Consider the following 26,947-nt stretch of genomic DNA (forward strand, 5'->3'; position numbering starts at 1 on the left):
GGCCGGTGAGGGCAGCGGCCGGAGACAGCCGTCCCGGCGCGGCGAACAAACGCCTTTGCTATACTCCGCGAATGATAGCGAAAATCAATGGCGACCGGGCACTCGCGCTCGCTCGCAACGTGCTCGACATCGAAGCGGACGCCGTGCGCGCGCTTCGCGATCAACTCGACGACGGTTTCGTCGAGGCGATCGATTTCATCCTGGGCTGCCGTGGACGCGTCGTCGTTTCCGGCATCGGCAAATCCGGCCACGTGGCCCGCAAGCTGGCGGCAACCTTCGCCAGCACCGGCACGCCCGCGTTTTTCGTGCATCCGGCGGAGGCCAGCCATGGCGACCTCGGCATGGTCACCTCGGATGACGTGTTCGTGGCCATGTCGAACTCCGGCGAATCCGAAGAGCTGATGGCGATTCTGCCTATCATCAAGCGGCTCGGTTCAAAGCTGATCGCGATCACCGGCAAGCCGGGCTCGAGTCTCGCGCAACTGTCCGACGTGCATCTGAACGCCGGCGTCGCAAAAGAAGCCTGCCCGATGAATCTTGCCCCCACCGCCAGCACCACCGCCGCGCTCGCGCTTGGCGACGCACTTGCGGTTGCCGTGCTGGACGCGCGCGGCTTCGGCCCGGACGACTTCGCCCGCTCGCATCCGGGCGGCGCGCTCGGCCGCCGCCTGCTCACCTATGTGCGCGACGTGATGCGCACCGGCGACCAGGTGCCGAAGGTGATGCCGGAGTCCACCGTGCGCGACGCCCTGTTCCAGTTGACCGCCAAGCGCATGGGCATGACGGCGATCGTCGACGAAAACCAGCGCGTCAAAGGCATCTTCACCGACGGCGACCTGCGCCGCGTGCTCGAGCGCAGCGGCGACTTCCGCGACCTGCCGATCGCCTCCGTAATGACGCCGGGCCCGCGTACCATTGGACCGGATCAACTGGCGGTCGAAGCGGTGGAACTGATGGAACGCCACCGGATCAACCAGATGCTGGTTGTCGACGACGCGGGCAAGCTGATCGGCGCGCTCAACATGCACGACCTGTTCTCCAAGAAGGTGATCTGATGGCTACCGCGTCCCTTACCGCTACCGAGCGCGCGCGCCGCGTCAAGCTGATGATTTTCGACGTCGACGGCGTGCTGACCGACGGCGGCCTGATGTTCACCGCCGAGGGCGACACGATGAAGTCGTTCAACTCGATGGACGGCCACGGCGCGAAGCTGCTACGCGAAGCCGGCATCGACACGGCCATCATCACCGGGCGCAAGTCGGGCATCGTCGCGGTGCGGGCCAAGGAACTGAAGATCACCCATCTGTATCAGGGCATCGAAAACAAGCCTGCGGCCTTCGCCGAGCTGCTCAAGGAAACCGGCCGCACCGCCGAGGAATGCGGCTACATGGGCGACGACTGGGTCGATCTCGGCGTGATGCTGAAGGTCGGCTTCGCCGCCGCGCCCGCCAATTCGCATCCTGAAGTGATCGCGCGGGCCCACTGGGTCAGCGAAGCGCGCGGCGGCCACGGTGCCGTGCGCGAAGTATGCGACACCTTGCTGCGCGCGCAGAACAAGTACGACGCGCTGCTCGCGGCAGCCTGCGCCGGCGGGCAACAGCAGGGCCTTGTCGGATGAACCAGTTCCGCTTCACTTCGCTGATTCCGCTGGTTGCCATGGCGGTGCTCGCCGGGATCACCTGGTGGCTGCTGCAGGCCACCGCGCCGCCGCCGCACGAAGGCGAGATCAAGCCGAAGGAACACACGCCCGACTACTTCGCCGACAACTTCTCGGTGTCGGAGCTGGATCAATCGGGCGCCACGCAGTACCGGCTGACGGCCACCCACCTCGTCCATTACGAAGACGACGAGTTGAGCGATCTCGTCAAGCCGGCCATCCGCGCCTTCCAGCCGGGCAAGCCCATCGTGACGGCGACCGGCGACACCGGCACCGTCAACGGCGATGCCTCGATCGTCGATCTGTACCAGAACGCCCGCATCCTGCGCGCTGCCGGCGACGGCGACCCGGCGATGCAGGCCGATTCCTACCATTTTCGGGTCCTGGTCAACGACGATGTGATTGAGACCGAAAAGCCGGTTAAACTTCAGCGCGGCCTGTCTGTCATGACGGCCAGCGGCATGAACTACAACAACGTCACCCGGGTAATGCAGCTGTTCGGCAACGTCCGTGGCGCGATCGCCGCGTCCGACGCCTCCGGCGGCTCCCTGAAGCAACCCGGGTAATCCAATCCAGCGTGACTGCATGAACGAATCGTTCCCCCGTTTTGACACCGGCCGCGCGCGCACCTTGTCCGCGTGCCGCGCTGGACTTGCTGCGCTGCTGGTCGCGTTGCCGCTCGCAGGCTTTGCGCCGCTGGCGCACGCCGAGCGCGCCGACAAGGACAAGCCGCTCAATATTGAAGCGGACAACATGACCTATGACGACCTGAAGCAGGTCAACATCTTCACCGGACACGTCGTGGCCACCAAAGGCACGATCGTCATCAAGGCGGATCGCGTCGAGGTGACGCAGGATCCGCAGGGCTATCAGTACGCCACCGGCACCTCGAGCGGCGGCAATCTGTCGTACTTCCGCCAGAAGCGCGAGGGGCTGAACGAGTATGTGGAAGGCACCGCCATCCGCATCGACTACGACGGCAAGCAGGACCTCACCACCCTGACGACCAACGCCACCGTGAACCGCCTGCAGGGCCTCTCGACGGTGATGGATACGGTCCACGGCAGCGTCATCACCTATGACGGCCAGAGCGACTTCTATACCGCGAAGGCGGGTCCGGACGTCGCCGGCCCGGGCAATCCGAGCGGCCGCGTGCGCGCCATGCTGTCGCCGCGTAACGGCGGCGCCGCACCGCTGTCCGGCGCCTCGGCCACGCTCGCGCCGTCCACCACGCTTCAGGGAGCCCCGGCCCAGTGAACTCAGTGAATTCGCCTTCCCTCCCCCATCGCAAGCCGGCTGGGACCAGCAGTTCGCTGGTGGTTCGCAATCTGAAGAAGCGCTATGGTTCGCGCACCGTCGTGAAAGACGTGTCGCTCGACGTCAAGAGCGGCGAGGTGGTCGGCCTGCTCGGCCCGAACGGCGCAGGCAAGACCACCTCGTTCTACATGATCGTGGGCCTCGTGCCGCTCGACGCGGGCGAGATCGACCTGGACGGCAAGTCCATCAGCCTGCTGCCCATTCACAAGCGCGCTTCGCTCGGCCTGTCGTATCTGCCGCAGGAAGCCTCGGTGTTCCGTAAGCTCACGGTCGAAGAGAACATTCGCGCGGTGCTGGAGTTGCAGCTCGACGAGAGCGGCAAGCGGCTCAACAAGGACACCATCACCACCCGCACGGAAGCGCTGCTCGACGAACTGCAGATCGCGCATCTGCGCGGCAATCCGGCGCTCTCGCTGTCGGGCGGCGAACGCCGGCGTGTGGAAATCGCGCGGGCGCTGGCGACCAATCCGAGCTTCATTCTGCTCGACGAACCGTTCGCCGGCGTCGATCCGATCGCGGTTCTGGAAATCCAGAAGATCGTCAAGTTCCTGAAGCAGCGCAACATCGGCGTGCTGATTACGGACCACAACGTGCGCGAAACGCTCGGCATCTGCGACCATGCGTACATCATCAGCGATGGCAGCGTGCTGGCCGCCGGCGCGCCTGGCGACATCATTGAAAACGAAAACGTGCGGCGCGTCTATCTGGGCGAGCACTTCCGCATGTAACCGCGCAAGGGGCATGCACGGCGGCATCCCCTGCCGCCCGTCCCTTGCTGCGACGGCCTCAGCGTATTTTTGACGCAACGGGCCGCCCGCTTCCCCCGCAAGCCCAATCCGGGCGCACGCGTTATTGCGAATGTCGCAAGGTATCGCGGTCGTGGCAAACTCTTTACAATGAATCTCAACTTGCCATGAAAGCCAGCCTCCAACTCCGCCTGTCGCAGCATCTTGCGCTGACCCCTCAACTGCAACAGTCCATCCGGCTGCTGCAGCTGTCCACGCTCGAACTGCAGCAGGAAGTCGCGATGGCGATCTCCCAGAATCCGTTGCTCGAAAACGAGGACGACTGGATCGCCAGCCCGCTGCGAGTCGCCGCGGACGGTTCGCTGATTGCCCAAGCGCCGAGCAACGCCGCGCCCGAGCAGATGGGCAGCAGTAGTTCTTCGTCGTCCACCAGCACCAGCGAGCGCGCCGAAAACGGCGAGCCGCAGGGCGTCGACGAGTACAACGGCCTCTCCTCGGACAGCAACGGCGACTCCACCCAGTGGAATCTGGACGACTACGGCCGCTCCGGCACCGCCTCGGACGACGACGACCTGCCGCCGCTGCAGATCCACGAATCCAGCACCTCGCTGCGCGACCACCTGATGGCGCAACTGCGCGTCACCCAGGCGAGCCAGCGCGACCGCGCGTTGATCACCTTTCTGATCGAATCGCTCGACGACGACGGCTATCTGACCGCGACCCTCGATGAAGTGCAGGCCGACCTGCCCGAAGAGCTCGACGTCGACCTCGACGAGCTGAACGCGGCGCTCGCGCTGCTGCACAGCTTCGACCCACCCGGCGTCGGCGCACGTTCGGCGTCCGAGTGCCTGAAGCTGCAATTGCTGCGACTCGATGCCTCGGCGACCCGCACGCTCGCGCTCGAGATCGTTGCGCACCATCTGGAACTGCTCGCCGCGCGCGACTTCACGCGCCTGCGCAAGCACCTGAAAGCCGGCGACGACGACCTGCGCGACGCGCACGTGCTGATCCGCTCGCTCGAACCGTTCCCCGGCGCGGCTTACGGCAAGGCCGAAGCCGACTACGTGGTGCCCGACATCATGGTGCGCAAGACGGGCCAGGGCTGGCAGGCCGAGCTGAATCCCGAGGTGGTGCCGAAGCTGCGCATCAACCATCTGTACGCGAACATCCTGCGCAACAACCGGGGCGATCCGGGCAGCGGTTCGCTGCGCCAGCAGCTCCAGGAAGCGCGCTGGCTGATCAAGAATATCCAGCAACGTTTCGAGACGATCCTGCGAGTCGCCCAGGCTATTGTCGAGCGTCAGAAGAGCTTTTTTGTCCATGGCGAAATTGCCATGCGGCCCTTGGTTTTGCGGGAAATTGCTGATACGCTGGGCCTACACGAGTCAACTGTCAGCCGTGTGACAACCGGTAAATACATGCTGACCCCATTCGGGACGCTTGAATTTAAGTACTTCTTCGGATCACACGTTTCAACTGACACGGGCGGGGCAGCCTCTTCCACGGCTATCCGCGCGCTCATCAAGCAACTGATAGGAGCGGAAAACACCAAATCTCCTCTTTCAGACAGCCGCATCGCCGAATTGCTGGCGGAGCAAGGATTCGTGGTCGCACGGCGTACTGTGGCCAAGTACCGCGAAGCCCTCAAGATCCCAGCAGTTAACCTGCGCAAGTCTCTTTAGCCCGTCGCGTAGTGTGGCGGGCATTTTCCGGCCGCTCCGCCCGTTGGCGGACAGGCCGGCCGATGCGACCTGCCAGTAGTCAGTCAACGGGGGACGACACAGGCGAGCCGTCAGATCGACCGGTACTGCCCCATCGTGCGGACCAAGCGGCCACTAGCTTGGAGAAGCACTATGAATCTGCAGATCAGTGGACACCATCTCGAAGTAACGCCAGCGTTGCGAGAATACGTGATCACCAAACTGGATAGGGTGCTAAGACATTTCGATCAGGTGATCGATGGCAGTGTGGTCCTCTCGGTCGACAACCACAAGGAAAAGGAAAAGAGGCAGAAGGTTGAAATCAACCTGCATCTGAAGGGCAAGGACATCTTTGTCGAGAGCTGTGACGGCGACCTGTACGCCGCGATTGATCTGATGATCGACAAGCTCGACCGGCAAGTCATACGTCACAAGGATCGCCTGCAGGGTCATCAGCACGAAGCGATCAAGTATCAACCGCTGGCGCCGCAAGTGGACGTGCCGCCGCAATAAGTCGTATCAGGCAGGACCCGTCAGGATCCGAAGGTTTTTCCTGACGCAGCTAAACCGCCCGGCAACGGGCGGTTTTTCGTTGGATGCATCTATGCATGGCGCGCCGCACCATCCATGGTCGTGCTGTTCTATAATGGGCCGGTTACCATCGGGGTCAATCGGGGTTATTCAGCGGGAGTCCTGCCTTTTTGGCCTCCCAAGCACATCGCCGTGAGCATCAGTCGAGAATGGAACGCCACTCAAACGCCACAGCGAGGAATATCCAGGCCACGTTTCCGCCTGCCAACATGAATCGTTTAGCCAAATTTCTTCCCCTCGAAAACGTCGTCGTCGGCCTATCGGTCACCAGCAAGAAACGCGTCTTCGAGCAAGCGGGCCTGATTTTCGAAAACCAGAACGGCATCGCCCGCAGCACGGTCACTGACAATCTGTTTGCGCGCGAGCGCCTCGGGTCGACGGGTCTTGGCGAGGGTGTCGCGATTCCGCATGGCCGGATCAAAGGCTTGAAGCAGCCGCTCGCCGCATTCGTTCGGCTCGCCGAACCGATCCCTTTCGAATCGCCCGACGGTCAGCCGGTCTCGTTGCTGATCTTCCTGCTGGTGCCCGAACAGGCCACCCAGCAGCATCTGGAAATCCTCTCGGAAATCGCCCAACTGCTGTCCGACCGCGAAGCACGCGAGCGGCTGCACACGGAAGAAGACCGCGAAGCGTTGCATCGCCTGCTCACTCAGTGGCAACCTTGATGCATCAGCGACAATCCGCATACGAGCGGGCTCAGCCCCGCACCGAAGCCGGCTCTAGCCGGCCGGCCCGGCTGCGTTAGCGCAGCCGGCGTACGCGGGACAGCGGCCCACACTGGAGTCACGGACTCATGGATACGTCCAGCATCAACGCCCAAAGCATTTTCGACGACAACGCCGCCATGCTGAAACTCAGCTGGCTGACGGGGCATGAAGGCTGGGAGCGCGGCTTCTCGGCAGAAACGGTTGCCTATGCCACGTCGAGCGCCGACCTCGTGGGCCACTTGAACCTGATCCACCCGAACCGCATCCAGGTGCTGGGCGACGCTGAAGTCGAGTACTACCAGCGTCAATCCGAAGAAGACCGCTCACGCCATATGGCCGAGCTGATCGCCCTCGAGCCGCCGTTCCTGGTAGTGGCGGGCGGAGTCGCCGCGCCGCCGGAACTGGTCCTGCGCTGTACGCGTTCCTCCACGCCGCTGTTCACCACGCCCATGTCGGCCGCCGCTGTGATCGACAGCCTGCGCCTCTACATGTCGCGCATCCTCGCGCCGCGCGCCACGCTGCACGGCGTGTTTCTCGACATTCTCGGGATGGGCGTGCTGCTCACCGGCGACTCCGGTCTCGGCAAAAGCGAACTCGGCCTTGAACTGATCAGCCGCGGGCACGGCCTCGTGGCCGACGACGCGGTGGATTTCGTGCGCCTCGGGCCGGATTTCGTCGAAGGACGCTGCCCGCCGCTGCTGCAGAATCTGCTGGAAGTGCGCGGCCTGGGCCTGCTCGACATCAAGACCATCTTCGGTGAAACCGCCGTTCGGCGCAAAATGAAGCTGAAGCTGATCGTTCAGCTGGTGCGTCGTCCGGATGGCGAATTCCAGCGCCTGCCGCTCGAAAGCCAGACCGTCGACGTGCTCGGCCTGCCTATCAGCAAGGTCACCATCCAGGTGGCGGCCGGCCGCAACCTCGCGGTGCTGGTGGAAGCCGCCGTGCGCAATACGATCCTGCAATTGCGCGGCATCGACACGCTGCGCGACTTCATGGATCGCCAGCGCCTCGCCATGCAAGACCCGGACAGCCAGTTTCCCGGCAAGCTGATCTGAGCGGCCACGCGGTTGCCGGAGGTGCCCGCCCACCCCGCGTATGCGCCGGCAGGGGGCACGCGCAGGGGGACCAGATGCTATGATGAAACGTACAGATTCGACCACTCCATGCGCATTATTCTGATCACCGGTATTTCCGGCTCCGGCAAATCCGTTGCACTGAACGCGCTTGAAGACGCTGGCTATTACTGCGTCGACAACCTGCCGCCGCGCTTTCTGCCGCAACTCGCCACCTATCTCGCGGAAGACGGTCACGACCGTCTTGCGGTCGCCATCGACGCGCGTTCGAGCGCCTCGCTCGACGACATGCCCGCGATGATCCGCGACCTGTCGCGCCAGCACGATGTGCGGGTGCTGTTCCTGAACGCAAGCACGCAGGCGCTGATCCAGCGTTTCTCCGAAACGCGCCGCCGCCATCCGCTCTCCGGTTCCACCGCGCACGACGCGGACGTCGGCCTGCTCACCTCGCTCGAAGAAGCGATCGAGCGCGAACGTGAACTGGTCGCGAACCTGGCCGAATTCGGCCACCAGATCGATACCAGCAATCTGCGCGCGAACGTGTTGCGCGCGTGGGTCAAGCGCTTCATCGAACAGGAACACAGCGGTCTGGTGCTGATGTTCGAGTCGTTCGGCTTCAAGCGCGGCGTGCCGCTCGACGCCGATTTCGTGTTCGACGTGCGCACGCTGCCGAACCCGTACTACGATCATGAATTACGCCCACTCACCGGGCTCGACCAGCCGGTGATCGATTTCCTCGGCGCACTGCCCGTGGTGCACGACATGATGGGCGACATCGAGACGTTCCTCGCGAAATGGCTGCCGCACTTTCGCGACGACAACCGCAGTTACCTGACTGTGGCTATCGGCTGCACAGGCGGCCAGCACCGGTCGGTGTTCATTGCCGAGACGCTCGCCGCGCGTCTTGCCAAGCAGGCCAATGTAATCGTGCGGCACCGCGATGCGCCGGTCGACGTCGGCGAATCATCGAAGTTAGTGGCTTAACCGGCCGCATCGCGCGGCCTTAACTGAAGCGTTGCGCCATGTCCTCTACTTCTGTGCTTGCCGATGTGCCGCTGTTTCCGCTGCATACGGTGCTGTTCCCCGACGGGCTGCTGCCCCTCAAGATCTTCGAAGCGCGCTACCTCGACATGGCGCGCGACTGTCTGCGCGAAAAGACCCCGTTCGGTGTCTGCCTGCTGAAAAGCGGTGGTGAAGTCGCGCTGCCGGATGAACCGTCGGTCCCGGAACACGTTGGATGTCTCGCTGAAATCGACGAATGCGATGTCGAAACCTTCGGCATGCTGCTGATCCGCGCGCGCGGTACGCGGCGTTTCCGGCTGCTGTCGCATCGCGTGGAACATAGTGGCCTGCTGGTGGGGATGGCGGAGCCGCTGCCCGACGACGTGCCGCTCGAAGGCAACCAGCATCTGGCCAAATTCGGCGCATGCGCGGAAGTACTCGAGCGGATCATCGCGACGATTCGCGAGCGCGATCCCGACGGTCTGCCGTTCGCGGAACCGTTCAAGCTCGAAGACCCGACGTGGGTGTCCAACCGGCTCTCGGAAGTGCTGCCAATTGCGCTAAAGGCGCGGCAAAAGCTGATGGAACTGACAGATGCCGGGGCGCGCATCGACGTGGTTCATCACTACATGCAGCAGCATCAGTTGCTGTGAAGGTGAAGGTGAAGGTGAAGGTGACGGCAACGGCAGTTGGCGCGCTCGCGCCAACCTGCCCCAAGGCAAAGCACTAGATCAGCGACCCTTGCAGGCCGTCCAGCAGCTTGCGCACCGGCGCCGGCACGCCATACGCGTCGATATTGCGCAGCGGCACCCACACGGTTTCCGCGTCGCCCAGCACGGCGCTGCCGCCCCCGGCTCGATCCAGTTCCGCGAGGCGCGGCTCGATATCCAGCTTGAAATGCGTGAATGTATGCGTGAGCGGCGCAAGCGGCGAGACCGCACCGTCACCGCCGAATTCACGTGCGCGCTCGGCGAGCGCGGCTTCATCCGCCGCTTCCGGCAAGCTCCATAGGCCGCCCCAGATACCCGACGGCGGCCGTTTTTCGAGCATCACCGCATCGCCGTCGCACAACACCAGCATCCACGTGCGACGGGTCGGCACGGCCTTCCTGGGACGCGCGGCCGGCAATTGCCGCTGCCGTCCGCTCACGTTCGCCACGCAGTCCGGCGCGAACGGGCAGCGCTCGCAGTCCGGCTTGCCGCGCATGCACAGCGTCGCGCCGAGGTCCATCAAGCCCTGCGTATAGGCGCTCACCTCTGCGTTGCCGGCGTTGGACGGCAAGAGCGATTCGGCCAGCGTCCACATCGCGTTCTCCACACGCTTTTCGCCCGGAAAACCTTCGACGCCGAACACGCGTGCGAGCACGCGCTTCACGTTGCCGTCGAGAATCGTCGCGCGTGCGCCGAACGCGAATGAGGCGATCGCCGCTGCAGTCGAGCGCCCAATGCCCGGCAGTTCGGCCAGCGCTTCCACGGAAGCCGGAAACGCCCCACCGTGCAATTCGACCACCGCCTGCGCGCAACGGTGCAGGTTACGGGCGCGCGAGTAGTAGCCAAGGCCGGCCCACAACGCCATCACATCGTCGAGCGGCGCGGCGGCCAGCGCGGCGACATCCGGAAAACGCTCGAGGAAACGCGCGTAGTACGGAATCACTGTGGACACCTGGGTCTGCTGCAACATGATTTCCGACAACCAGATGCGATACGCGTCGCGCGTATTCTGCCAGGGCAGGTCGTGGCGGCCATGCTGACGCTGCCACGCGATCAGGCGTGCAGAAAAATCGGCGAGCGCCGGCGAAGCGGACAGGACGGGTGCGGCGGCTGTCGAGGACGGCGTTAAGCGAGAGGGCATCGGAAAATTAGCGCTGGCAAGTCGGACAAAAGTAAGTCGAGCGCTGCCCCTGCACGATCTGTCTGATCGGCGTCCCACACACTCGGCATGGCAGCCCCGCGCGATCATAGACGAAATAGTCGAGCTGGAAGTAGCCGCTTTCGCCGTCGCTGCCGACGAAATCGCGCAGCGTACTGCCGCCCTTTTCGATGGCGGCCGCGAGCGTCAGGCGCACGGCGTCCGCCAGCAGGTCGTAGCGGACCAGCGAGACGCGGCCGGCCGGCGTGGTTGGCCGGATGCCGGCGCGAAACAGGCTTTCGGACGCGTAAATATTGCCCACGCCCACCACGATCTCACCTGCCAGCAAGGCCTGCTTGACGGAGACCTTGCGCCCGCGCGTCTGCCGGTGCATCAACGCGCCCGAAAAAGCCGGCGAGAATGGCTCGACGCCGAGCCCCGCGAGCAGCGGATGCGCCAGCACGTCGCCGTCTGCGCGCGCATGCCACAGGACGGCGCCGAAGCGCCGCGGGTCGCGATAGCGGAGAATGAATTCGTCGAAGATCCAGTCGACATGGTCGTGCTTCGCAGCCGCCGGCAGGTGCGGCAGATTGCGCAGCACTCGCAGCGTCCCGGTCATGCCCAGGTGCACAATGAACCAGCCCGCGTCGATCTCGAACAGCAGGTACTTGCCGCGCCGTTCCACCTTGTGGACCACACGGCCCCGCAAGGTTTTAGCAAGGTCGGCGGGAATCGGCCAGCGCAGTGCGGGCGTGCGGACGTCGACGCGTTCGACCCGGCGTCCGGAGACATACGGTTCAATTCCGCGTCGGGTAACCTCAACTTCTGGCAACTCTGGCATGTCTAACTGGTCTGCAACTTGCGTGAGTGGTTGTGCGCTTATTGTAGCGAGCGCGTTACAATCGTCCGAAACATTGAACGGATTTCCATGAACTTGTCCTTCGTGAAGCTGTTTTCGAAGCGCCCGGCGCGCACCTCCCGCGTGCCGCACGCTGTGTCCGCTCGCCGTCTGCTCGGCGCCGCAGCGCTTGCCGTGTGGGCGCTCGCCGCCATGCCGGCGCATGCCCAGGATCCCTCGCCAGATACGGACGACAACTCCGTGTCCATGCCCGATGCGTTAGGCGCGCCGACGGCTGACGATCAAAAGAATCTGCCTGACGTCGCGCTGTCGAGTCAGATCGTGTTCCAGGTGCTCGCGGCCGAAGTCGCGCTGCAGCGGGACCAGCCGGCGCCGGCGTATCAGACCTATCTGGCACTGGCGCGCGACACGCACGATCCACGCATGGCGCAACGCGCCACCGAAATCGCGCTGGCCGCCCAGAGTCCTTCGGACGCGCTGGCGGCTGCGCAATTGTGGCAGCAGTATGCGCCCACGTCGGAACGCGCGGCGCAACTCGATGCATCGCTACTCGTGTTGTCGGGCAAGCCCGACGACGCCGAGCCGCTGCTCGCACGCGAACTGGCGAAGGTGCCTGACGAGAACCGCGGCAGCGCCATCCTCGCGCTGCAATTGCTGGTGTCGCGCGGGCCGAATCGCGTCGGCGGCCTGCACGTGCTGCAGGATCTGCTCAAGAACGACATGAACCGGCCCGAGGCGCAACTGGCCATCGCCCGTCAGCAGATCGTGGCGGACGACGCACCGGGCGCACGCAAGTCGCTCGAGCAGGCGCTCACGCTCAAGCCCGACTATCTGCCGGCCGCGTTGACGCTGTCGCAGATGGGCCCGGAAGAGCGCAAGGAAGGCATCGCGTCGCTCGAAAAATACGTCGCGCAGAATCCGAAATCGCATGATGCGCGGCTTGCGCTGGCGCAGATGTACCTCGCAAGCGACCGTCTCGACGACGCGCAAAAGCAGTTCGAGGCGATGCACAAAGACAACGCGAACGACCTGACGCCGTTGATGGCGCTCGCGCTGATCGACATCCAGAAGAAGGATTTCGCGGGCGCGCAGCCGTATCTGGAGCAGTACGCGCAGAAGGCGGAGAAGACGCCGGGCGCCGATCCGGGCCAGGCGTACATCTATCTCTCGCAGCTGGCGCTCGAGCAGAAGAACGACGCGGCCGCGAGCGACTGGCTCAACAAGATTTCACCCCAGAGCCAGCAATATATTCCTGCGCAGATCACGCGCGCCCAGTTGCTTGAAAAGCAGGGCAAGCCGGACGACGCCCGCAAGCTGCTCGCCGGTCTGCAGGCTCAGGATCCGCGCGATCAGGCCTTGATCGCGCGCACGGACGCGGCCATCCTGTTCGACGCGAAGCGCTATCAGGAAGCGGAAGACCGGCTGGCGCAGGCCACCGCGGACTACCCGGACGACCCCGATCTGACGTACGACTACGCGATGGCGGCCGAGAAGAACGGCCACTACGACACGATGGAAGCGCAGTTGCGCAAGCTGATCGAGACGCAGCCGGATAACCCGCAGGCCTACAACGCGCTGGGCTATTCGCTCGCCGATCGCGGCGTGCGGCTGCAGGAAGCGGACAAGCTGATCCAGAAGGCGTCGTCGCTGGCGCCGGACGACGCGTTCATCATGGACAGCGTGGGCTGGGTCAAGTATCGCCTCGGCGACACACCGGACGCACTCAAGCTGCTGCGCAAGGCCTACGACCTGCAGCCGAATGCGGAAATCGGCGCCCATCTGGGCGAAGTGCTGTGGAAGTCGGGCGCGCAGGATCAGGCGCGCGACGCCTGGCGCGAAGCACGCAAGCTGGAACCTGACAACGATACGCTCCTCAAAACGCTCAAACGTTTTCAGGTCAACGATCTCTGATGCTCATTTCGAACCGCTCTACCCGTTTGTTCGGTCGCCCGTTCGTTAGTCCCCAGGCGCCGCGTCGCGCGGCGCTGGGGCTCGCCGTGGCGGCTGCCGTGGCACTGACCGGCTGTGCGTCGGTCAAGCCGCGTGAGCCGTCCACCTCGAACGCCACGACCTCCGTCACCGCGCAGACGAGCCGCGCCTATCACGGCCGCTTTGCCGTGCAGTACGTCGACCAGAACGGCCAGCAGCGCAACGCCTACGGCAACTTCGACTGGCAGGAAGCAGGCGACACGGTCACGCTGCAGTTGCGCAACCCGCTCGGCCAGACGCTCGCCATCGTCACGTCGTCGCCCGCCTCAGCTTCGCTTGAACTGCCGAATCGCCAGCCGCTCACCGCCGACAACGTGTCCACGCTGATGCAGAACGCGCTCGGCTTTGCGTTGCCGGTCGAAGGCCTGCGCTACTGGCTGCAGCCGTCGGCCGCGCCCAGCTCGCGGGCGAAGACCGAGCAGGATCCACAAGATCCGTCGCACCTGAAGGAAATCGTCCAGGACGGCTGGACCATCGACTATCTCGCGTATGCTGATGCACCGGCCACCGGCCTCAAGCGCGTCAACCTGAGCCGCGAGCAGCCGCCGCTCGACATCAAGCTCGTGCTCGACCAATAGACCGGTAAGCCGCGCCACTGCCCTTTGTCCTGAGTCATGATTGAAACGAACGATTCGCTGCGCGATTGCCTCGCGCCAGCGAAGCTGAATCTCTTCCTGCACATCACCGGTCGCCGGCCGGATGGTTATCATGCGTTGCAGACCGTGTTCCAGTTGCTCGACTGGGGCGATTCGCTGCATTTCACGCGCCGTGACGACGGCCGTGTCACGCGTAGCACCGACGTCTCCGGCGTGCCGCCGGAACACGACCTGACGGTGCGTGCCGCGCTGCTGCTGAAGCACCACACGGGCACGGCGGAAGGCGTCGACATCGAAATCGACAAACGCCTGCCGATGGGCGCGGGCCTCGGCGGCGGCAGCTCGGACGCCGCCACGACACTGCTCGCGCTGAACCGTCTGTGGAAGCTCGATCTGCCGCGCGCGGAATTGCAGGCGCTCGCGCTGAAGCTCGGTGCGGATGTGCCGTTCTTTGTATTTGGAAAAAATGCGTTTGCAGAGGGTGTCGGAGAAGCGTTAGAGACTGTACAATTGCCCGCTCGTTATTTCCTAGTTGTGACGCCGCGGGTTCATGTTCCAACTGCAGCGATTTTTTCCGAAAAATCGTTGACAAGAGATTCAAAACCCCTCACAATTACGGACTTTCTTGCACAACATAGTTGCAGCGCAGAATGGCCAGACAGTTTCGGCCGCAATGACATGCAGCAGGTTGTCGTGGGAAAATACGCGGAAGTTGCGCAGGTGCTGGGATGGTTTGATAACATCGCGCCGGCGCGGATGACTGGATCGGGGGCAAGTGTTTTTGCCGCGTTCCGCAATCGCGATGAAGCAGAAGCGGCGCAAGCCAAACTGCCGAGCGAGTGGAACAGCGCAGTCACAGCAAGCCTGGATACACATCCACTCTTCGCTTTCGCGTCATAGGTTTTGCATCGTCGAGCGGTCCTACACGCTCGGTGAAGCTCAAAGTTAGTGTAGGGGAGTCGCCAAGTTGGTTAAGGCACCGGATTTTGATTCCGGCATTCGAGGGTTCGAGTCCTTCCTCCCCTGCCAAAAATTCTCGCAGTTCCTCGCCCCCCAGCCAGAAGCAGGTGCATGATGAGCAGCCATGACGGCCTGATGGTTTTTACTGGCAACGCGAATCCCGCGCTTGCACAAGAAGTCGTAAAAATCCTCGGTATCCCCCTCGGCAAAGCGATGGTCAGCCGTTTTTCGGACGGCGAAATCCAGGTCGAGATTCAGGAAAACGTGCGTGGCAAGGATGTCTTCGTCCTGCAATCCACGTGCGCACCGGCGAACGACAACCTGATGGAACTGATGATCATGGTCGATGCGCTCAAGCGCGCATCCGCTGGCCGGATCACCGCTGCTATCCCCTACTTCGGCTATGCCCGTCAAGATCGTCGCCCGCGTTCGGCGCGCGTTGCGATCTCGGCCAAGGTCGTGGCGAACATGCTGGAAATCGCCGGCGTCGAGCGGATCATCACCATGGATCTGCACGCTGACCAGATTCAAGGTTTCTTCGACATCCCGGTCGACAACATCTACGCCACGCCTGTGCTGCTCGGCGATCTGCGCAAGCAGAATCACGAGAACCTGCTGGTCGTGTCGCCGGACGTTGGCGGCGTGGTCCGCGCCCGTGCGTTGGCGAAGCAACTGAACTGCGATCTCGCCATCATCGACAAGCGTCGCCCGAAGGCGAACATCGCTGAAGTGATGAACATCATCGGTGAAGTCGAAGGCCGTACCTGCGTGATCATGGACGACATGGTCGACACCGCCGGCACGCTCTGCAAGGCGGCTCAGGTGTTGAAGGAACGCGGCGCGATCAAGGTGTTCGCATACGCCACTCACCCGGTTCTGTCGGGCGGTGCTGGCGAGCGTATCGCGGCTTCCGCGCTCGACGAACTGGTCGTGACGGATACGATCCCGCTCGGCGAAGAAGCTCGCTCGTGCGCGAAGATCCGTTCGCTGACAAGCGCAGGTCTCTTGGCCGAAACGTTCTCGCGGATCCGCCGCGGCGATTCGGTGATGTCGCTGTTTGCAGAAAGTTAAGTATTTGCGAAGGCGCAACGTGCATTGCAACATCGCACGCTGCGCTTTTGCACAATCGGCATGAGCGAACGAAGGTTCGTGCCGTCGAGTCTGGGGCCTCAGCCATAATGGCATGAAGGCCCCGTTTTTACTGCCTGGTCGCGGGCAGTGCATTGGAGATTCAACATGAAAGTAGTCGCTTTCGAGCGTTCCCTGCAAGGTACGGGTGCGAGCCGCCGCCTGCGTATTTCCGGCAAGACGCCGGCAATCGTTTATGGCGCTGGTGCTGAACCGCAATTGATCGAACTCGATCACAACGCGTTGTGGCACGCCCTGAAGAAAGAAGTTTTCCATTCGTCGATTCTCGATCTGGAAATCGGCGATAAGGCGCAACAGGTTCTGCTGCGCGACGTGCAATACCATCCGTTCCGTCAGCTCGTGCTGCACGTGGACTTCCAGCGCGTCGATGCAACGAAGAAGCTGCACACCAAGGTGCCGCTGCACTTCATGAACCAGGAATCGAACCCGGCTGTCAAGCTGTCGGGCGCGGTGATCTCGCACGTTCTGAACGAAATCGAAATCGAGTGCCTGCCGTCGGCACTGCCTGAATTCCTCGAAGTCAACCTCGCAACGATCGAAGCTGGTCACACGATGCACGCCAAGGACATCGTCCTGCCGGCTGGCGTCGCACTGGTTGCACACGTTGAAGCTGAAAACCCGGTGGTCGCCTCCGCGACGATCCCGGCTGGCGCGATCGCCGAAGGCGACGCTGCTGCTGCAAGCGAAGGCGAAACGCCGGCCGCTTAAGCTGCATACAGCGAGCAATCCTCTCGATCCGTTTCAATGGAACGGACGATGTGACCCGCCGCGGTTCGCCCCGGCGGGTTTTTTTGTTTTTTCGGGCCGCGCGGCACGCCGCCGGCCTTTAACCCATCATGACTCAATCATGATCAAGCTGATCGTGGGGCTCGGCAACCCGGGCGCCGAATATACCGCGACGCGTCACAACGCCGGTTTCTGGCTGGTCGATCAACTGGCGCGCGAAGCCGGCACTACCTTGCGTGACGAACGCCGCTTTCACGGTTTCTACGCGAAGGCTCGCTTGCATGGCGAAGAGGTGCACCTGCTCGAGCCGCAGACGTACATGAACCGCTCGGGGCAGTCGGTTGTCGCGCTTGCCCATTTCTTCAAGATCCTGCCCGACGAAATTCTCGTCGCGCACGACGAACTCGATCTGCCGCCCGGCACCGTCAAGCTGAAGCTCGGCGGCGGTAGCGGCGGGCACAATGGCCTGAAGGACATTTCCGCGCATCTGTCGTCGCAACAGTATTGGCGGCTGCGCATCGGCATCGGCCATCCGCGCGATCTGATCCCCGAAAGCGCGCGCGCCGGCGCCAAGCCCGACGTCGCCAACTACGTGCTGAAGCCGCCGCGCCGCGAAGAGCAGGACGTGATCGACGCGTCGATCGAACGTGCGCTTGTGCAGATGCCGCTCGTTGTCAAAGGCGAGCTCGACCGGGCGGTCATGCAGTTGCATCGCAACGCGTAGGCGGCGGGTTTCGCCGCGATTGCCCGGCTATCATCAGGATCGAATCGCAGCCATCTATTGGAGTCCCGCTTGAGCCGCTACTGGAGTGACATCGTTAGTCGTCTGACGCCGTATGTGCCGGGTGAACAGCCCGCACTCGCCCATCCCGTCAAGCTCAATACCAACGAGAACCCGTATCCGCCGTCGCCGCGCGTGCTGGCGGCGATCCGTCACGAACTCGGCGACAGCGCGGAATCGCTGCGCCTTTATCCCGATCCGACTGCGCGCAAACTGCGCGAGACCGTCGCGGCACACCACGGCATCCGCGCCGAGCAGGTGTTCGCCGGCAACGGTTCGGACGAGGTGCTCGCTCTGACGTTCCAGGCGCTGCTCAAGCACGACAAGCCCATCCTGTTCCCGGACATCACGTACAGCTTCTATCCGACGTACGCGCGGCTCTTCGAGGTCGACTACCGCACCCTCTCCGTCGACGACGCATTCGCCATCCGCGTCGACGACTACGTTTTGCCCAACGGCGGCGTCCTCTTGCCGAATCCGAACGCGCCAACGGGCCACCCCTTGCCGCTCGCCGAGATCGAACGGCTGGTGGCGCGGCATGCGGAATCCGTAGTGGTGGTCGACGAAGCGTATGTGGATTTCGGCGGACAATCGGCGGTTTCGCTGATCGACCGCTATCCGAATCTGCTGGTGGTGCAGACGGTCTCGAAGTCGCGCTCGCTGGCCGGCATGCGGGTGGGATTTGCGTTCGGCAATGCGGCGCTGATCGAGGCGTTGACCCGCGTCAAGGACAGCTTCAACTCGTATCCGCTCGACCGGCTCGCCCAGGTCGCAGCGATTGCCGCCTACGAAGACGACGCGTGGTTCCGCAACAGTTGCGCGAAAGTCGTCGCGAGCCGCGAGCGTCTTTCCGCAGGCTTGACGGCGCTTGGCTTCAACGTCGTACCGTCAGGAGCGAATTTCGTGTTCGCTCGCCATGAAGGCTACGACGCGGCCACGCTCGCCGCCCGGCTGCGGGACAAGGAGATTTTCGTGCGCCATTTCAAGGCACCGCGGATCGATCAGCACTTGCGCATTTCGATTGGCACCGACGCGGAATGCGACACACTGCTCGATGCACTGCAGGACGTGTTTCGCGCTTACGTGGGATAAGTGGACTGCGTGGGACAGGTGCCTGCGCCGCCTCGCCCACGCACCCTCAGGCCTTCGCGGCCTGCAACGCGTGGTACTTCGCCATCAGGCCTTCAGGCGTCTCCAGATGCTCCGGGTCGCGCGGAATGCATTCCACCGGGCACACCTGGATACACTGCGGCTCGTCGAAATGACCGACGCATTCGGTGCATTTCTTCGGATCGATCACATAGATTTCCGGGCCCATCGAAATGGCGTCGTTCGGGCACTCAGGCTCGCAGACGTCGCAATTGATGCACTCGTCGGTAATCATCAGGGCCATACTTCTCTCACTTCACGCCGGCGCAAGGCCGGCTGTCATTCCGTCAAGACCACAGTTTACGCCGGTTAGGACTGCCCTGCCTGGCCGTTATCCTGATCCAGCAAGGCCACCTTGTCCTTCAGCCATTTTTCGACGGACGGGAACACGAACTTGCTGACGTCGCCGCCCAATTGCGCAATCTCGCGCACGATGGTGCCGGAGATGAACTGGTATTGATCGGACGGCGTCATGAACATGGTTTCGACGTCGGGCAGCAGATAGCGGTTCATGCCGGCCATCTGAAACTCGTATTCGAAGTCCGACACGGCGCGCAGGCCGCGCACGATGACGCGAGCGTTATTGCTGCGGACGAAATCCTTCAATAACCCCTTGAAGCTCATGACCTGCACGTTCGGATAGTGACCGAGCACTTCGTGGGCGATATCGAGGCGCTCTTCGAGCGTGAAGAACGGCTTCTTGTTGCGGCTGTCGGCGACGCCTACCACCAGCGTGTCGAAAATACTCGACGCGCGCCGAACGAGGTCTTCGTGACCGCGCGTCAGCGGGTCGAACGTACCCGGGTACACGGCGACTACCATGAGACTTCTCCTCTCTTCAGACAAATGGGCACGTCAAGCACGCCCGCAGGACGCGTTTGCCGCCGGTCGCGCGCGTGACGGCTAGCCGTCCGGCGCTTGTTTTAGAACGCGCATTATTCCTCATTTTCGCGCTGCAGCAAATGATAGTGGACCGCTCCCGCCTTGCCCTGCCGCACGATGGTCCAGCCCGCCAGCGCGGGCGTCTGTGCGATCTCGAGCGCCTCGCCGGCTTCCACATAGAGGAATCCTTCGGCGCTGACGAGCCGCACCGCCAGCTCCAGCGCGCGGCCCAGCAGGTCGGAGTCGAACGGCGGGTCGAGGAACACCACGTCGAACGACGCGGGCGCAAGGCTTGCCGCGAGGCGCAGTGCGTCGGCCTCGGCGACTTCAATCGTGTTGGGCGCGAGGCGCGCCTGGTTGGCGCGCAACTGCCCGGCTGCCTTCGCGTGGCGCTCGACCATCAGAACCCGGGCCGCGCCGCGCGACGCCGCCTCGAAGCCCAGCGCGCCGCTGCCGGCGAACAGGTCCAGACAGCGCAGGCCGTCGAGCCGCTGGCCGAGCCAGTTGAAGAGCGTTTCGCGCACGCGGTCCGGCGTGGGGCGCAGACCGTCGAGGTCGAGCACGGGCAACGGCGTGCGCTTCCAGTCGCCGCCAATGATGCGGATGGCGTGCGGCTTGCCGCGGTTGGACGACGCGCTGTGCTGACGGGGTGCAGAAGTACGGGGCATGCAGATTCGAACAGTTGAACAGGTTAGGCGATTTGCCCGCAGGCGCTTGCTGGCACCGGGGTTGGAGCGCCAACGTTACCACATGGGGGCACGCATCTCACCCTGGCCGGACGGCTAATGCTATCCATGCGGGCTTGCCTGATAAAATAAGCGGCTTCCAGCGCCTTGCATCCCGCATTGCCACGCTGCCTGCCGCTGCCACCGGTGTTCGCCGGCTGCGCGCACCGGCGCTCGCTCTCACCACGCCAGACCATGTTCAGCTTTTTCAAACGATTCAAGGGTTCGAAAGAGCCCGACGCAACGCCCGAGGAGTCGCAGACGGCGCCGGAATCCGTTGCGCCCGCGGCAGGCGCCGCTGCGCCTGCCGGGACGCAGCGTAGCGCCTCGCCAGCCTCCGCAGCCGCCGTGGAGCGGCCAGCAGCGCCGGCAGCTCCCAAGGCCGCCGCTGCGCCGCAGCCGGCCAGTGTCAATGGCGCGCAAGCGGCACCCACCCTCAGCCGGCCGCAAACGCCGCTTCAGGCAGAACCTGACGAAAGCGCGCTCGAAACCGTCGAGATCGTGCCGCCGCCGCTGCCCGAAGCCTCGGCGAAGAAGTCCTGGCTCACGCGCCTGAAGAGCGGCCTGTCGAAGACCAGTTCGAACCTGACGGGCATCTTCGTCGGCACCAAGATCGACGAGGACCTGTACGAGGAACTCGAAACCGCCCTGCTGATGTCCGACGCCGGCGTCGACGCCACCGAATTCCTGCTCGAATCGCTCCGCGAAAAAGTGCGCGCCGAGCGGCTGAGCGATCCGCAGCAGGTCAAGACCGCGCTGCGCACGCTGCTGATCGACCTGCTCAAGCCGCTCGAAAAATCCCTGATGCTCGGCCGCGCCCAGCCGCTCGTGATGATGATCGCGGGCGTGAACGGCGCGGGCAAGACCACCAGCATCGGCAAGCTGGCGAAGCATCTGCAGAGCTTCGATCAGTCCGTGCTGCTCGCCGCCGGCGACACGTTTCGCGCCGCCGCCCGCGAACAGCTCGCGATCTGGGGCGAACGCAACAACGTGACGGTCGTATCGCAGGAAAGCGGCGATCCGGCCGCGGTGATCTTCGACGCGGTGGGCGCCGCGCGCGCGCGCAAGATCGACGTGCTGATGGCCGACACGGCTGGCCGTCTGCCGACCCAGTTGCATCTCATGGAAGAGCTGCGCAAGGTCAAGCGCGTGATCGGCAAGGCCATGGACAGCGCGCCGCACGAGGTGCTGCTCGTCATCGACGCGAACACCGGTCAGAACGCCCTCACGCAAGTGAAAGCATTCGACGACGCGCTGGGCCTCACCGGTTTGATCGTCACCAAGCTCGACGGCACGGCCAAGGGCGGCATTCTTGCGGCGATTGCACGGCAACGCCCGATCCCGGTGTACTTCATTGGAGTCGGGGAGAAGGTCGAAGATTTGCAGCCGTTCAGCGCGGAAGAGTTTTCCGACGCGTTGCTGGGCGGTTGACCAGCAACGCGGCCAAAAGGGCTGCAGGCAAGCCGCACAATCACCGCACCAACAAAGAGGGCACCCCGCGGGGTGCCCTCTTTGCTTTTAGCCTGACCGCCAGCCAAACCGGCCAGTCAGTCAGCTACCTTCGTCACTCCGCATCCGGCTGCACACCAGGCGCCGCCCGCGCGAACGCGTCGAGTTGCGACGCGTGATCGTGAATGCGCTGGATCGTCGGAAATCGCGTCACGTCGATCTTGAAGCGTTGCGCGTTGAACACCTGCGGTACGAGACACGCATCGGCGAGCGTCGGCGTGTCGCCGAAGCACAGCTTGCCGGTCCGCGAATCGCCGGCCAGATGCTGTTCGAGCGTCGTAAAACCCGCCTCGACCCAGTGACGATACCAGGCGTCCTTGGTCTCGTCGTCGGTGCCCACCGTGTGCTTCAGATACTTCAGCACACGCAGGTTGTCCAACGGATGAATCTCGCAGGCAATCTGCAGCGCCACCGAGCGCACATAGGCACGATCGGCCGGCGCCTTCGGCAATAACGGCGGCTCGGGATGCGTCTCCTCCAGATACTCGATGATCGCGAGCGACTGCTGCAGCACGTTGTCGCCATCCACCAGCGTGGGCACCACCCCATCCGGATTCAGCTTGCGATACTCCGGCTTGAGCTGCTCACCGCCATCGCGCAGCATGTGGATAGGCGCATAGTCGTACGGCAGATTCTTCAGGTTCAGCGCAATGCGCACGCGATACGACGCCGAGCTCCGAAAATAGCTATAAAGCTTCATATTGATTTGTCTCCTCCCCACCGTGATTTCAGACGACCCGCACGCTGAACTCGCCTAGCCCGTCCACGCCACCTTTCATCGTATCGCCCTTCACCACCGCGCCGACGCCTTCAGGCGTGCCCGTGAAGATCAGATCGCCGGGGTACAGTTCGTACAGCGTCGACAGGTAAGCCACCGTCTCCGCCACCGACCAGATCAGTTGCGACACGTCCGAACGCTGCTTTTCCTCACCGTTGACGTTCAGCCAGATCGCGCCCTTGCCGACCTGTCCCACTGTCGACACCGGATGGATCGGACCCAGCGGCGCCGAGTGATCGAAGCCCTTCGCGGTGTCCCAGGGACGGCCCAGCTTCTTCGCTTCAGCCTGCAGATCGCGACGCGTCATGTCGAGTCCGAGCGCATAGCCGTAGACATGCTCAAGCGCCTGCTCGACCGGAATGTCCTTGCCGGCCTTGCCGATGGCGGCGACCAGTTCCATTTCGAAATGGACGTTCTTCGACTGCGCCGGATACGGGAATTGGCCGGTCTCGCCTGGTGCGACATAGACCACGGCGTCGGCGGGCTTGCTGAAGAAGAACGGCGGCTCACGGTCAGGGTCGTGCCCCATCTCGCGCGCGTGCGCCTCGTAATTGCGGCCCACACAGTAGATGCGGCGCACCGCGAACTGATCGCTGGACCCCACGACCGGCACCGCGACCACCGGTGCGGGAGCAAACACGTAACTCATCCCGTTCTCCAATCTTTAGTAAGCGCCGCGGGCGCGGCAATAAAACGTTGAGTGTAACGCGCAGGGAAACATGGGTGGCGCGAGGAAGGCACAAACGCGCCGCCCAGCGGGCCTTATGGCCGGATGGCCATACCGCCGCCATCTTCCCGCCAGCTTGCAAGATCGCTGCAGATGCGATACTCACTACAGGTACCGCTTCGAGTACCGCCTCCGGCACGGCCGGCGGCAGCACCTTAACCTTTGAATACCGTGACCAACCGCGTCGAGCGCGAGGCCACCCAGCCACACTGAACCCGATGACCGAATCAGCCGAAACCGTTGCCTCCGAGTTCCCCTGCGCCCGCTTTATCAAGGAGATCGGCCGCGGCCCGAACGGCGCCCGCGCGCTCACGTCCGAGGACACGCACGCGCTCTATCGCGCGATGCTCGACGGACGCGTCGGCGATCTGGAGCTCGGCGCGGTGCTGCTGGCCTACCGGGTGAAAGGCGAAACCGCCGACGAACTCGCCGCGATGCTGGCGGCCGCTCACGCCTCGTTCGAACCGATCCAGATTGCGCACGGCGCCTACCGGCCGGTGTCCATTCCCAGCTACAACGGCGCGCGCAAGCAGCCCAATCTGGTGCCGCTGCTCGCGCTGCTGCTGGCCCGTGAAGGCGTCCCGGTGCTCGTGCACGGCGTCACCGAAGATCCGGGCCGCGTGACCAGCGCGGAGATTTTCACGCATCTGCAGATTGCGCACGCGCAAAGCCACGCGGAGATCGAAGACAACCTCGCCGCGCGCCGGCTAGCCTTTGCGCCAATCACCGCTCTCGCGCCGAAGCTCGCGCGCCTGCTCGCCTTACGGCGCCGAATGGGCGTGCGCAATTCCACCCATACGCTCGTCAAGATCCTGCAGCCGTTCGCGCCGGCGGGGCTGCGGCTCGTCAACTACACGCATCCGCCCTATCGCGAGAGTCTCACCCAGTTGTTCAGCACACATCCGGATGCCGCCGCCGGCGGTGCGCTGCTCGCGCGCGGCACCGAGGGCGAAGCGGTGGCCGATACGCGCCGCCAGGTCCAGATCGACTGGCTGCACGACGGCATCTGCGACACGCGGGTGGCCGCCGAACGCTCGTCGGCCGACGCGCCTGAAGTGGAACTGCCGGAAGCGCGCGACGCCGCGACCACCGCCGCATGGATCGACGCCGTGCTGCGCGGCGAGGCGCCGGTGCCGGGCGCGATCGAGCGGCAGATCGAAGTGATCGTGGATATCGCCAGAACCCCTCTATGACGGGCGTCGCGGTATCGCCGAAACCCCAGTCATGACGGGCGTCACGGCGTGCTAAAGCCCGGCGCGCGACGCCGTGCAACGTGTCATTGCGCGGATCGGCGGTTGACACGCCGCGGCTCGCTCGCATACATTGGACCCATGCGTTCCCTTCCGAACACCCTCCGAATTACCTCCGGCCGCCTAGCGCGGCCCCTATCGCTACGTCTAGCGTAAGCCAGGCGTAGCGCCGCGCGTTGGCCGCCTCCGCGGCTCAGGCCCGGTCCTCAAAGCAGTTCCCGTAGTTCAGCGTCACCCCAAACCGTCGTTCCTTTTACAACCTGTCAGTCGTCTGCATTCGTCCGTTTACCATTCGGACGAGTCGCGAGGGTCACATGCACGTTGCCTCTGCATCACTCAATCCCTTTACCGGCGTCATGATCGCCATGATGTGCCTTGTCCGCGCCCGTTCGTTGCTCCCGCTAGCGCCCGGCTGGCGGGCCGTGCACCTGTGGCAGCCCGCCCGCCGCTCGACGCCACACCCCTTGGCATCCAACGAAACGAACGAGGCTCACCATGTTGCGCAACCCCGCTGAAAAATACCGTCCCTTCCCCGCCGTCCGTTTGACCGGCCGAAAATGGCCCAGCCGCACGATCCAGCAGGCGCCGGTCTGGATGAGCACCGATCTGCGCGATGGCAACCAGGCGCTGATCGAACCCATGAACAGCGCGCAAAAGCTCGAATTCTTCGAGATGCTGGTCGCGATCGGCTTCAAGGAAATCGAAGTCGGCTTTCCGTCGGCTTCGCAGACCGACTTCGATTTCGTGCGCAAGCTGATCGACGAAAAACGCATTCCCGACGACGTGACGATCGAAGTGCTCGTCCAGGCACGCGAGGAACTGATCGCGCGCACCTTCGAGGCGCTCGACGGCGTGCCGCGCGCGATCGTGCATCTCTACAACGCAATCGCGCCGTCGTTCCGCAAGATCGTCTTCAACCAGTCGAAGGATGAGGTGAAAGCGCTCGCGGTCGAGGGCACCCGGCTCATCAAGCAGTACGCGCAAGCGCGGCCGCAGACGCACTGGATCTACCAGTACTCGCCGGAAACCTTCAGCATGACCGAGCTGCCGTTTGCCCGCGAGGTGTGCGACGCGGTCGCGCAAACGTGGCGGCCCACGCGCGATCACAAGATGATCGTGAACCTGCCCGCCACGATCGAGTCCGCCACGCCGAACGTGTACGCCGATCAGATCGAATGGATGGACCGCAACCTCGGCTACCGGGACAGCATCGTGTTGTCGGTGCATCCGCATAACGACCGCGGCACCGCGGTCGCGGCCGCCGAGCTCGCGCTGATGGCCGGCGCCGACCGCATCGAAGGCTGCCTGTTCGGCAATGGCGAACGCACCGGCAACGTCGACCTCGTCACGCTCGCGATGAACCTCTACTCGCAGGGCATCGACCCGGGCCTCGATTTCTCGGACATCGACGCCGTGCGCCGCGTGGTGGAGCGTTGCAACCAGTTGCCCGTGCATCCGCGCCATCCGTACGCCGGCGACCTCGTCTATACGGCGTTCTCCGGCTCGCATCAGGACGCCATCCGCAAGGGCTTCGCGCAGCAGGCGCCGGATGCCGTCTGGGAGGTGCCGTACCTGCCGGTCGACCCGGCCGATGTAGGACGCAGCTATGACGCCGTGATCCGCGTCAACAGCCAGTCGGGCAAGGGCGGCTCGACCTATCTGCTCGAGCGCGGTATGGGCTTCACGCCGTCGCGCCGCGTGCAAATCGAGTTCAGCCAGGCCGTGCAGGCGGCCGCGGATCACAGCGGCGCCGAGATAAGCGGCGAGGCGATCTGCGCGTTGTTCGCGCGGGAATACTTCGAGGTTGCAGGGCCGGCGCGGCGCGTCAATGCGTCGACGGTCCGGTGGGAGAACCGCGACTTCAGCGTGGCTGCGGCGAAACCTGCGCGCGGCAGTGCGCAGGGGCAGGGGCAGGGGCAGGGGCAGGGGCAGGGGCAATACGAAGCGGTTGAGCAACACGCCCAGCGTGTTACCGCCGCGCTCGCGACCGCCTCAGAGCAGCCTGTCGAACTCACCTCGGTGGAAAGCACGCGTACAGCAGACGGCCGCACGGCCGTGTTCGTGGGCTGCCGCGTCGGTGAACAGGGAGTCCGTTACGGCGTTGGGGTCAGCGCAGAGGACGTAGCCGCAGTCGTGGACGCGGTTGTCAGCGCGGTCAACCGGGCCTGCGGGGCGAATCGGACCGTGTGGCAAGAGCCTGACCGTCGAGCCGCAGCCTGAGGTCCA

28 protein-coding genes and 1 tRNA gene are annotated in these 26,947 nt (G+C 64.0%); 22 read left to right on the forward strand and 7 right to left on the reverse strand.

Features of this window, described 5'->3' with window-relative positions; all coding sequences use genetic code 11:
• The first annotated feature begins 71 nt into the window (after positions 1-71).
• The 11 genes from kdsD (at position 72) to BUS12_RS29340 (ending at position 9,446) form a co-directional block, all read left to right on the forward strand.
• Positions 72-1,055 (forward strand): arabinose 5-phosphate isomerase KdsD, encoded by a 984-nt coding sequence (gene kdsD, locus BUS12_RS29290; protein ID WP_074300851.1) that lies wholly within the window; start codon positions 72-74, stop codon positions 1,053-1,055.
• Positions 1,055-1,618 carry a KdsC family phosphatase gene (locus BUS12_RS29295; RefSeq protein WP_074300852.1) on the forward strand — a complete coding sequence of 188 codons (564 nt, stop codon included), beginning with the start codon at positions 1,055-1,057 and terminating at the stop codon, positions 1,616-1,618. The genes kdsD and BUS12_RS29295 overlap by 1 nt, the downstream gene beginning before the upstream one ends.
• Entirely contained in the window at positions 1,615-2,223 is a 609-nt protein-coding gene (lptC, locus tag BUS12_RS29300; RefSeq protein WP_074300853.1) for an LPS export ABC transporter periplasmic protein LptC, read from the forward strand. The genes BUS12_RS29295 and lptC overlap by 4 nt, the downstream gene beginning before the upstream one ends.
• Positions 2,224-2,242: 19 nt before the next feature.
• Positions 2,243-2,914: a lipopolysaccharide transport periplasmic protein LptA gene (gene lptA / locus BUS12_RS29305; protein WP_074300854.1), complete on the forward strand. Its 672-nt coding sequence runs from the start codon at positions 2,243-2,245 to the stop codon at positions 2,912-2,914.
• A gap of 5 nt (positions 2,915-2,919) precedes the next feature.
• The gene (gene lptB, locus BUS12_RS29310; protein WP_074301773.1) at positions 2,920-3,702 is read left to right on the forward strand and encodes an LPS export ABC transporter ATP-binding protein; all 783 of its coding nucleotides are present in this window, start codon (positions 2,920-2,922) and stop codon (positions 3,700-3,702) included.
• Positions 3,703-3,887: 185 nt separating this feature from the next.
• Complete coding sequence (locus tag BUS12_RS29315) at positions 3,888-5,402, forward strand: RNA polymerase factor sigma-54 (protein WP_074300855.1); 1,515 nt, start codon at positions 3,888-3,890, stop codon at positions 5,400-5,402.
• Positions 5,403-5,573: 171 nt separating this feature from the next.
• Positions 5,574-5,933: a ribosome hibernation-promoting factor, HPF/YfiA family gene (gene hpf, locus BUS12_RS29320; protein WP_074300856.1), complete on the forward strand. Its 360-nt coding sequence runs from the start codon at positions 5,574-5,576 to the stop codon at positions 5,931-5,933.
• A 227-nt stretch (positions 5,934-6,160) separates the two neighbouring features.
• Complete coding sequence (locus BUS12_RS29325) at positions 6,161-6,676, forward strand: PTS sugar transporter subunit IIA (protein WP_074300857.1); 516 nt, start codon at positions 6,161-6,163, stop codon at positions 6,674-6,676.
• Positions 6,677-6,804: 128 nt separating this feature from the next.
• Positions 6,805-7,773, forward strand: a complete 969-nt coding sequence (gene hprK / locus BUS12_RS29330; RefSeq protein ID WP_074300858.1) for an HPr(Ser) kinase/phosphatase — start codon at positions 6,805-6,807, stop codon at positions 7,771-7,773.
• 108 nt (positions 7,774-7,881) lie between these two features.
• Positions 7,882-8,775: an RNase adapter RapZ gene (gene rapZ, locus BUS12_RS29335; RefSeq protein WP_074300859.1), complete on the forward strand. Its 894-nt coding sequence runs from the start codon at positions 7,882-7,884 to the stop codon at positions 8,773-8,775.
• Positions 8,776-8,813: 38 nt separating this feature from the next.
• Positions 8,814-9,446 carry an LON peptidase substrate-binding domain-containing protein gene (locus BUS12_RS29340; RefSeq protein ID WP_074300860.1) on the forward strand — a complete coding sequence of 211 codons (633 nt, stop codon included), beginning with the start codon at positions 8,814-8,816 and terminating at the stop codon, positions 9,444-9,446.
• 73 nt (positions 9,447-9,519) lie between these two features.
• Here the strand turns inward: BUS12_RS29340 and mutY are convergent, their stop codons facing one another.
• Both mutY and mutM read right to left on the reverse strand, forming a co-directional pair.
• Positions 9,520-10,644 carry an A/G-specific adenine glycosylase gene (mutY, locus tag BUS12_RS29345; RefSeq protein ID WP_083640664.1) on the reverse strand — a complete coding sequence of 375 codons (1,125 nt, stop codon included), beginning with the start codon at positions 10,642-10,644 and terminating at the stop codon, positions 9,520-9,522.
• Between the two features lie 7 nt (positions 10,645-10,651).
• Positions 10,652-11,482, reverse strand: a complete 831-nt coding sequence (mutM, locus tag BUS12_RS29350; protein ID WP_074300861.1) for a bifunctional DNA-formamidopyrimidine glycosylase/DNA-(apurinic or apyrimidinic site) lyase — start codon at positions 11,480-11,482, stop codon at positions 10,652-10,654.
• Positions 11,483-11,569: 87 nt separating this feature from the next.
• Here mutM and BUS12_RS29355 point away from each other — a divergent pair, with 87 nt between their 5' ends.
• From BUS12_RS29355 to hisC, 8 genes are all read left to right on the forward strand, one after another.
• Positions 11,570-13,411 (forward strand): tetratricopeptide repeat protein, encoded by a 1,842-nt coding sequence (locus BUS12_RS29355; RefSeq protein ID WP_074300862.1) that lies wholly within the window; start codon positions 11,570-11,572, stop codon positions 13,409-13,411.
• Entirely contained in the window at positions 13,411-14,067 is a 657-nt protein-coding gene (gene lolB / locus BUS12_RS29360) for a lipoprotein insertase outer membrane protein LolB (protein WP_074300863.1), read from the forward strand. The genes BUS12_RS29355 and lolB overlap by 1 nt, the downstream gene beginning before the upstream one ends.
• Positions 14,068-14,103: 36 nt before the next feature.
• Positions 14,104-14,985 (forward strand): 4-(cytidine 5'-diphospho)-2-C-methyl-D-erythritol kinase, encoded by an 882-nt coding sequence (gene ispE, locus BUS12_RS29365; protein ID WP_074300864.1) that lies wholly within the window; start codon positions 14,104-14,106, stop codon positions 14,983-14,985.
• 52 nt (positions 14,986-15,037) lie between these two features.
• Positions 15,038-15,114, forward strand: a tRNA-Gln gene (locus BUS12_RS29370).
• A gap of 45 nt (positions 15,115-15,159) precedes the next feature.
• On the forward strand, positions 15,160-16,116 hold the full coding sequence (locus BUS12_RS29375) for a ribose-phosphate pyrophosphokinase (RefSeq protein WP_074300865.1): 957 nt from the start codon (positions 15,160-15,162) through the stop codon (positions 16,114-16,116).
• A gap of 165 nt (positions 16,117-16,281) precedes the next feature.
• On the forward strand, positions 16,282-16,902 hold the full coding sequence (locus tag BUS12_RS29380) for a 50S ribosomal protein L25/general stress protein Ctc (protein ID WP_074300866.1): 621 nt from the start codon (positions 16,282-16,284) through the stop codon (positions 16,900-16,902).
• Positions 16,903-17,041: 139 nt separating this feature from the next.
• The gene (gene pth, locus BUS12_RS29385; protein WP_074300867.1) at positions 17,042-17,644 is read left to right on the forward strand and encodes an aminoacyl-tRNA hydrolase; all 603 of its coding nucleotides are present in this window, start codon (positions 17,042-17,044) and stop codon (positions 17,642-17,644) included.
• Positions 17,645-17,713: 69 nt separating this feature from the next.
• Positions 17,714-18,793 (forward strand): histidinol-phosphate transaminase, encoded by a 1,080-nt coding sequence (hisC, locus tag BUS12_RS29390; protein ID WP_074300868.1) that lies wholly within the window; start codon positions 17,714-17,716, stop codon positions 18,791-18,793.
• Between the two features lie 46 nt (positions 18,794-18,839).
• On the opposite strand, the gene BUS12_RS29395 is transcribed toward hisC, so the two are convergent.
• The 3 genes from BUS12_RS29395 to rsmD form a co-directional block, all read right to left on the reverse strand.
• Complete coding sequence (locus BUS12_RS29395; protein ID WP_074263289.1) at positions 18,840-19,094, reverse strand: YfhL family 4Fe-4S dicluster ferredoxin; 255 nt, start codon at positions 19,092-19,094, stop codon at positions 18,840-18,842.
• A 65-nt stretch (positions 19,095-19,159) separates the two neighbouring features.
• Positions 19,160-19,672, reverse strand: a complete 513-nt coding sequence (gene coaD / locus BUS12_RS29400) for a pantetheine-phosphate adenylyltransferase (protein WP_074300869.1) — start codon at positions 19,670-19,672, stop codon at positions 19,160-19,162.
• A 113-nt stretch (positions 19,673-19,785) separates the two neighbouring features.
• On the reverse strand, positions 19,786-20,400 hold the full coding sequence (rsmD, locus tag BUS12_RS29405) for a 16S rRNA (guanine(966)-N(2))-methyltransferase RsmD (RefSeq protein ID WP_074300870.1): 615 nt from the start codon (positions 20,398-20,400) through the stop codon (positions 19,786-19,788).
• Between the two features lie 252 nt (positions 20,401-20,652).
• Here rsmD and ftsY point away from each other — a divergent pair, with 252 nt between their 5' ends.
• The gene (ftsY, locus tag BUS12_RS29410; RefSeq protein ID WP_074300871.1) at positions 20,653-21,888 is read left to right on the forward strand and encodes a signal recognition particle-docking protein FtsY; all 1,236 of its coding nucleotides are present in this window, start codon (positions 20,653-20,655) and stop codon (positions 21,886-21,888) included.
• Between the two features lie 133 nt (positions 21,889-22,021).
• On the opposite strand, the gene maiA is transcribed toward ftsY, so the two are convergent.
• Together maiA and BUS12_RS29420 are read right to left on the reverse strand one after the other, a co-directional pair.
• Positions 22,022-22,666, reverse strand: a complete 645-nt coding sequence (maiA, locus tag BUS12_RS29415) for a maleylacetoacetate isomerase (RefSeq protein WP_074300872.1) — start codon at positions 22,664-22,666, stop codon at positions 22,022-22,024.
• 28 nt (positions 22,667-22,694) lie between these two features.
• The gene (locus BUS12_RS29420) at positions 22,695-23,393 is read right to left on the reverse strand and encodes a fumarylacetoacetate hydrolase family protein (protein WP_074300873.1); all 699 of its coding nucleotides are present in this window, start codon (positions 23,391-23,393) and stop codon (positions 22,695-22,697) included.
• A 296-nt stretch (positions 23,394-23,689) separates the two neighbouring features.
• On the opposite strand from BUS12_RS29420, the gene ybiB reads away from it, so the two are divergent.
• Positions 23,690-24,664, forward strand: coding sequence for a DNA-binding protein YbiB (ybiB, locus tag BUS12_RS29425; RefSeq protein WP_074300874.1), 975 nt, complete (start codon positions 23,690-23,692; stop codon positions 24,662-24,664).
• Between the two features lie 552 nt (positions 24,665-25,216).
• Positions 25,217-26,941 (forward strand): 2-isopropylmalate synthase, encoded by a 1,725-nt coding sequence (leuA, locus tag BUS12_RS29430; protein ID WP_074300875.1) that lies wholly within the window; start codon positions 25,217-25,219, stop codon positions 26,939-26,941.
• Positions 26,942-26,947: the final 6 nt, after the last annotated feature.

Source organism: Paraburkholderia phenazinium (genome assembly GCF_900142845.1).
In the GTDB taxonomy this organism is placed as follows: Bacteria; Pseudomonadota; Gammaproteobacteria; order Burkholderiales; family Burkholderiaceae; genus Paraburkholderia; species Paraburkholderia phenazinium_A.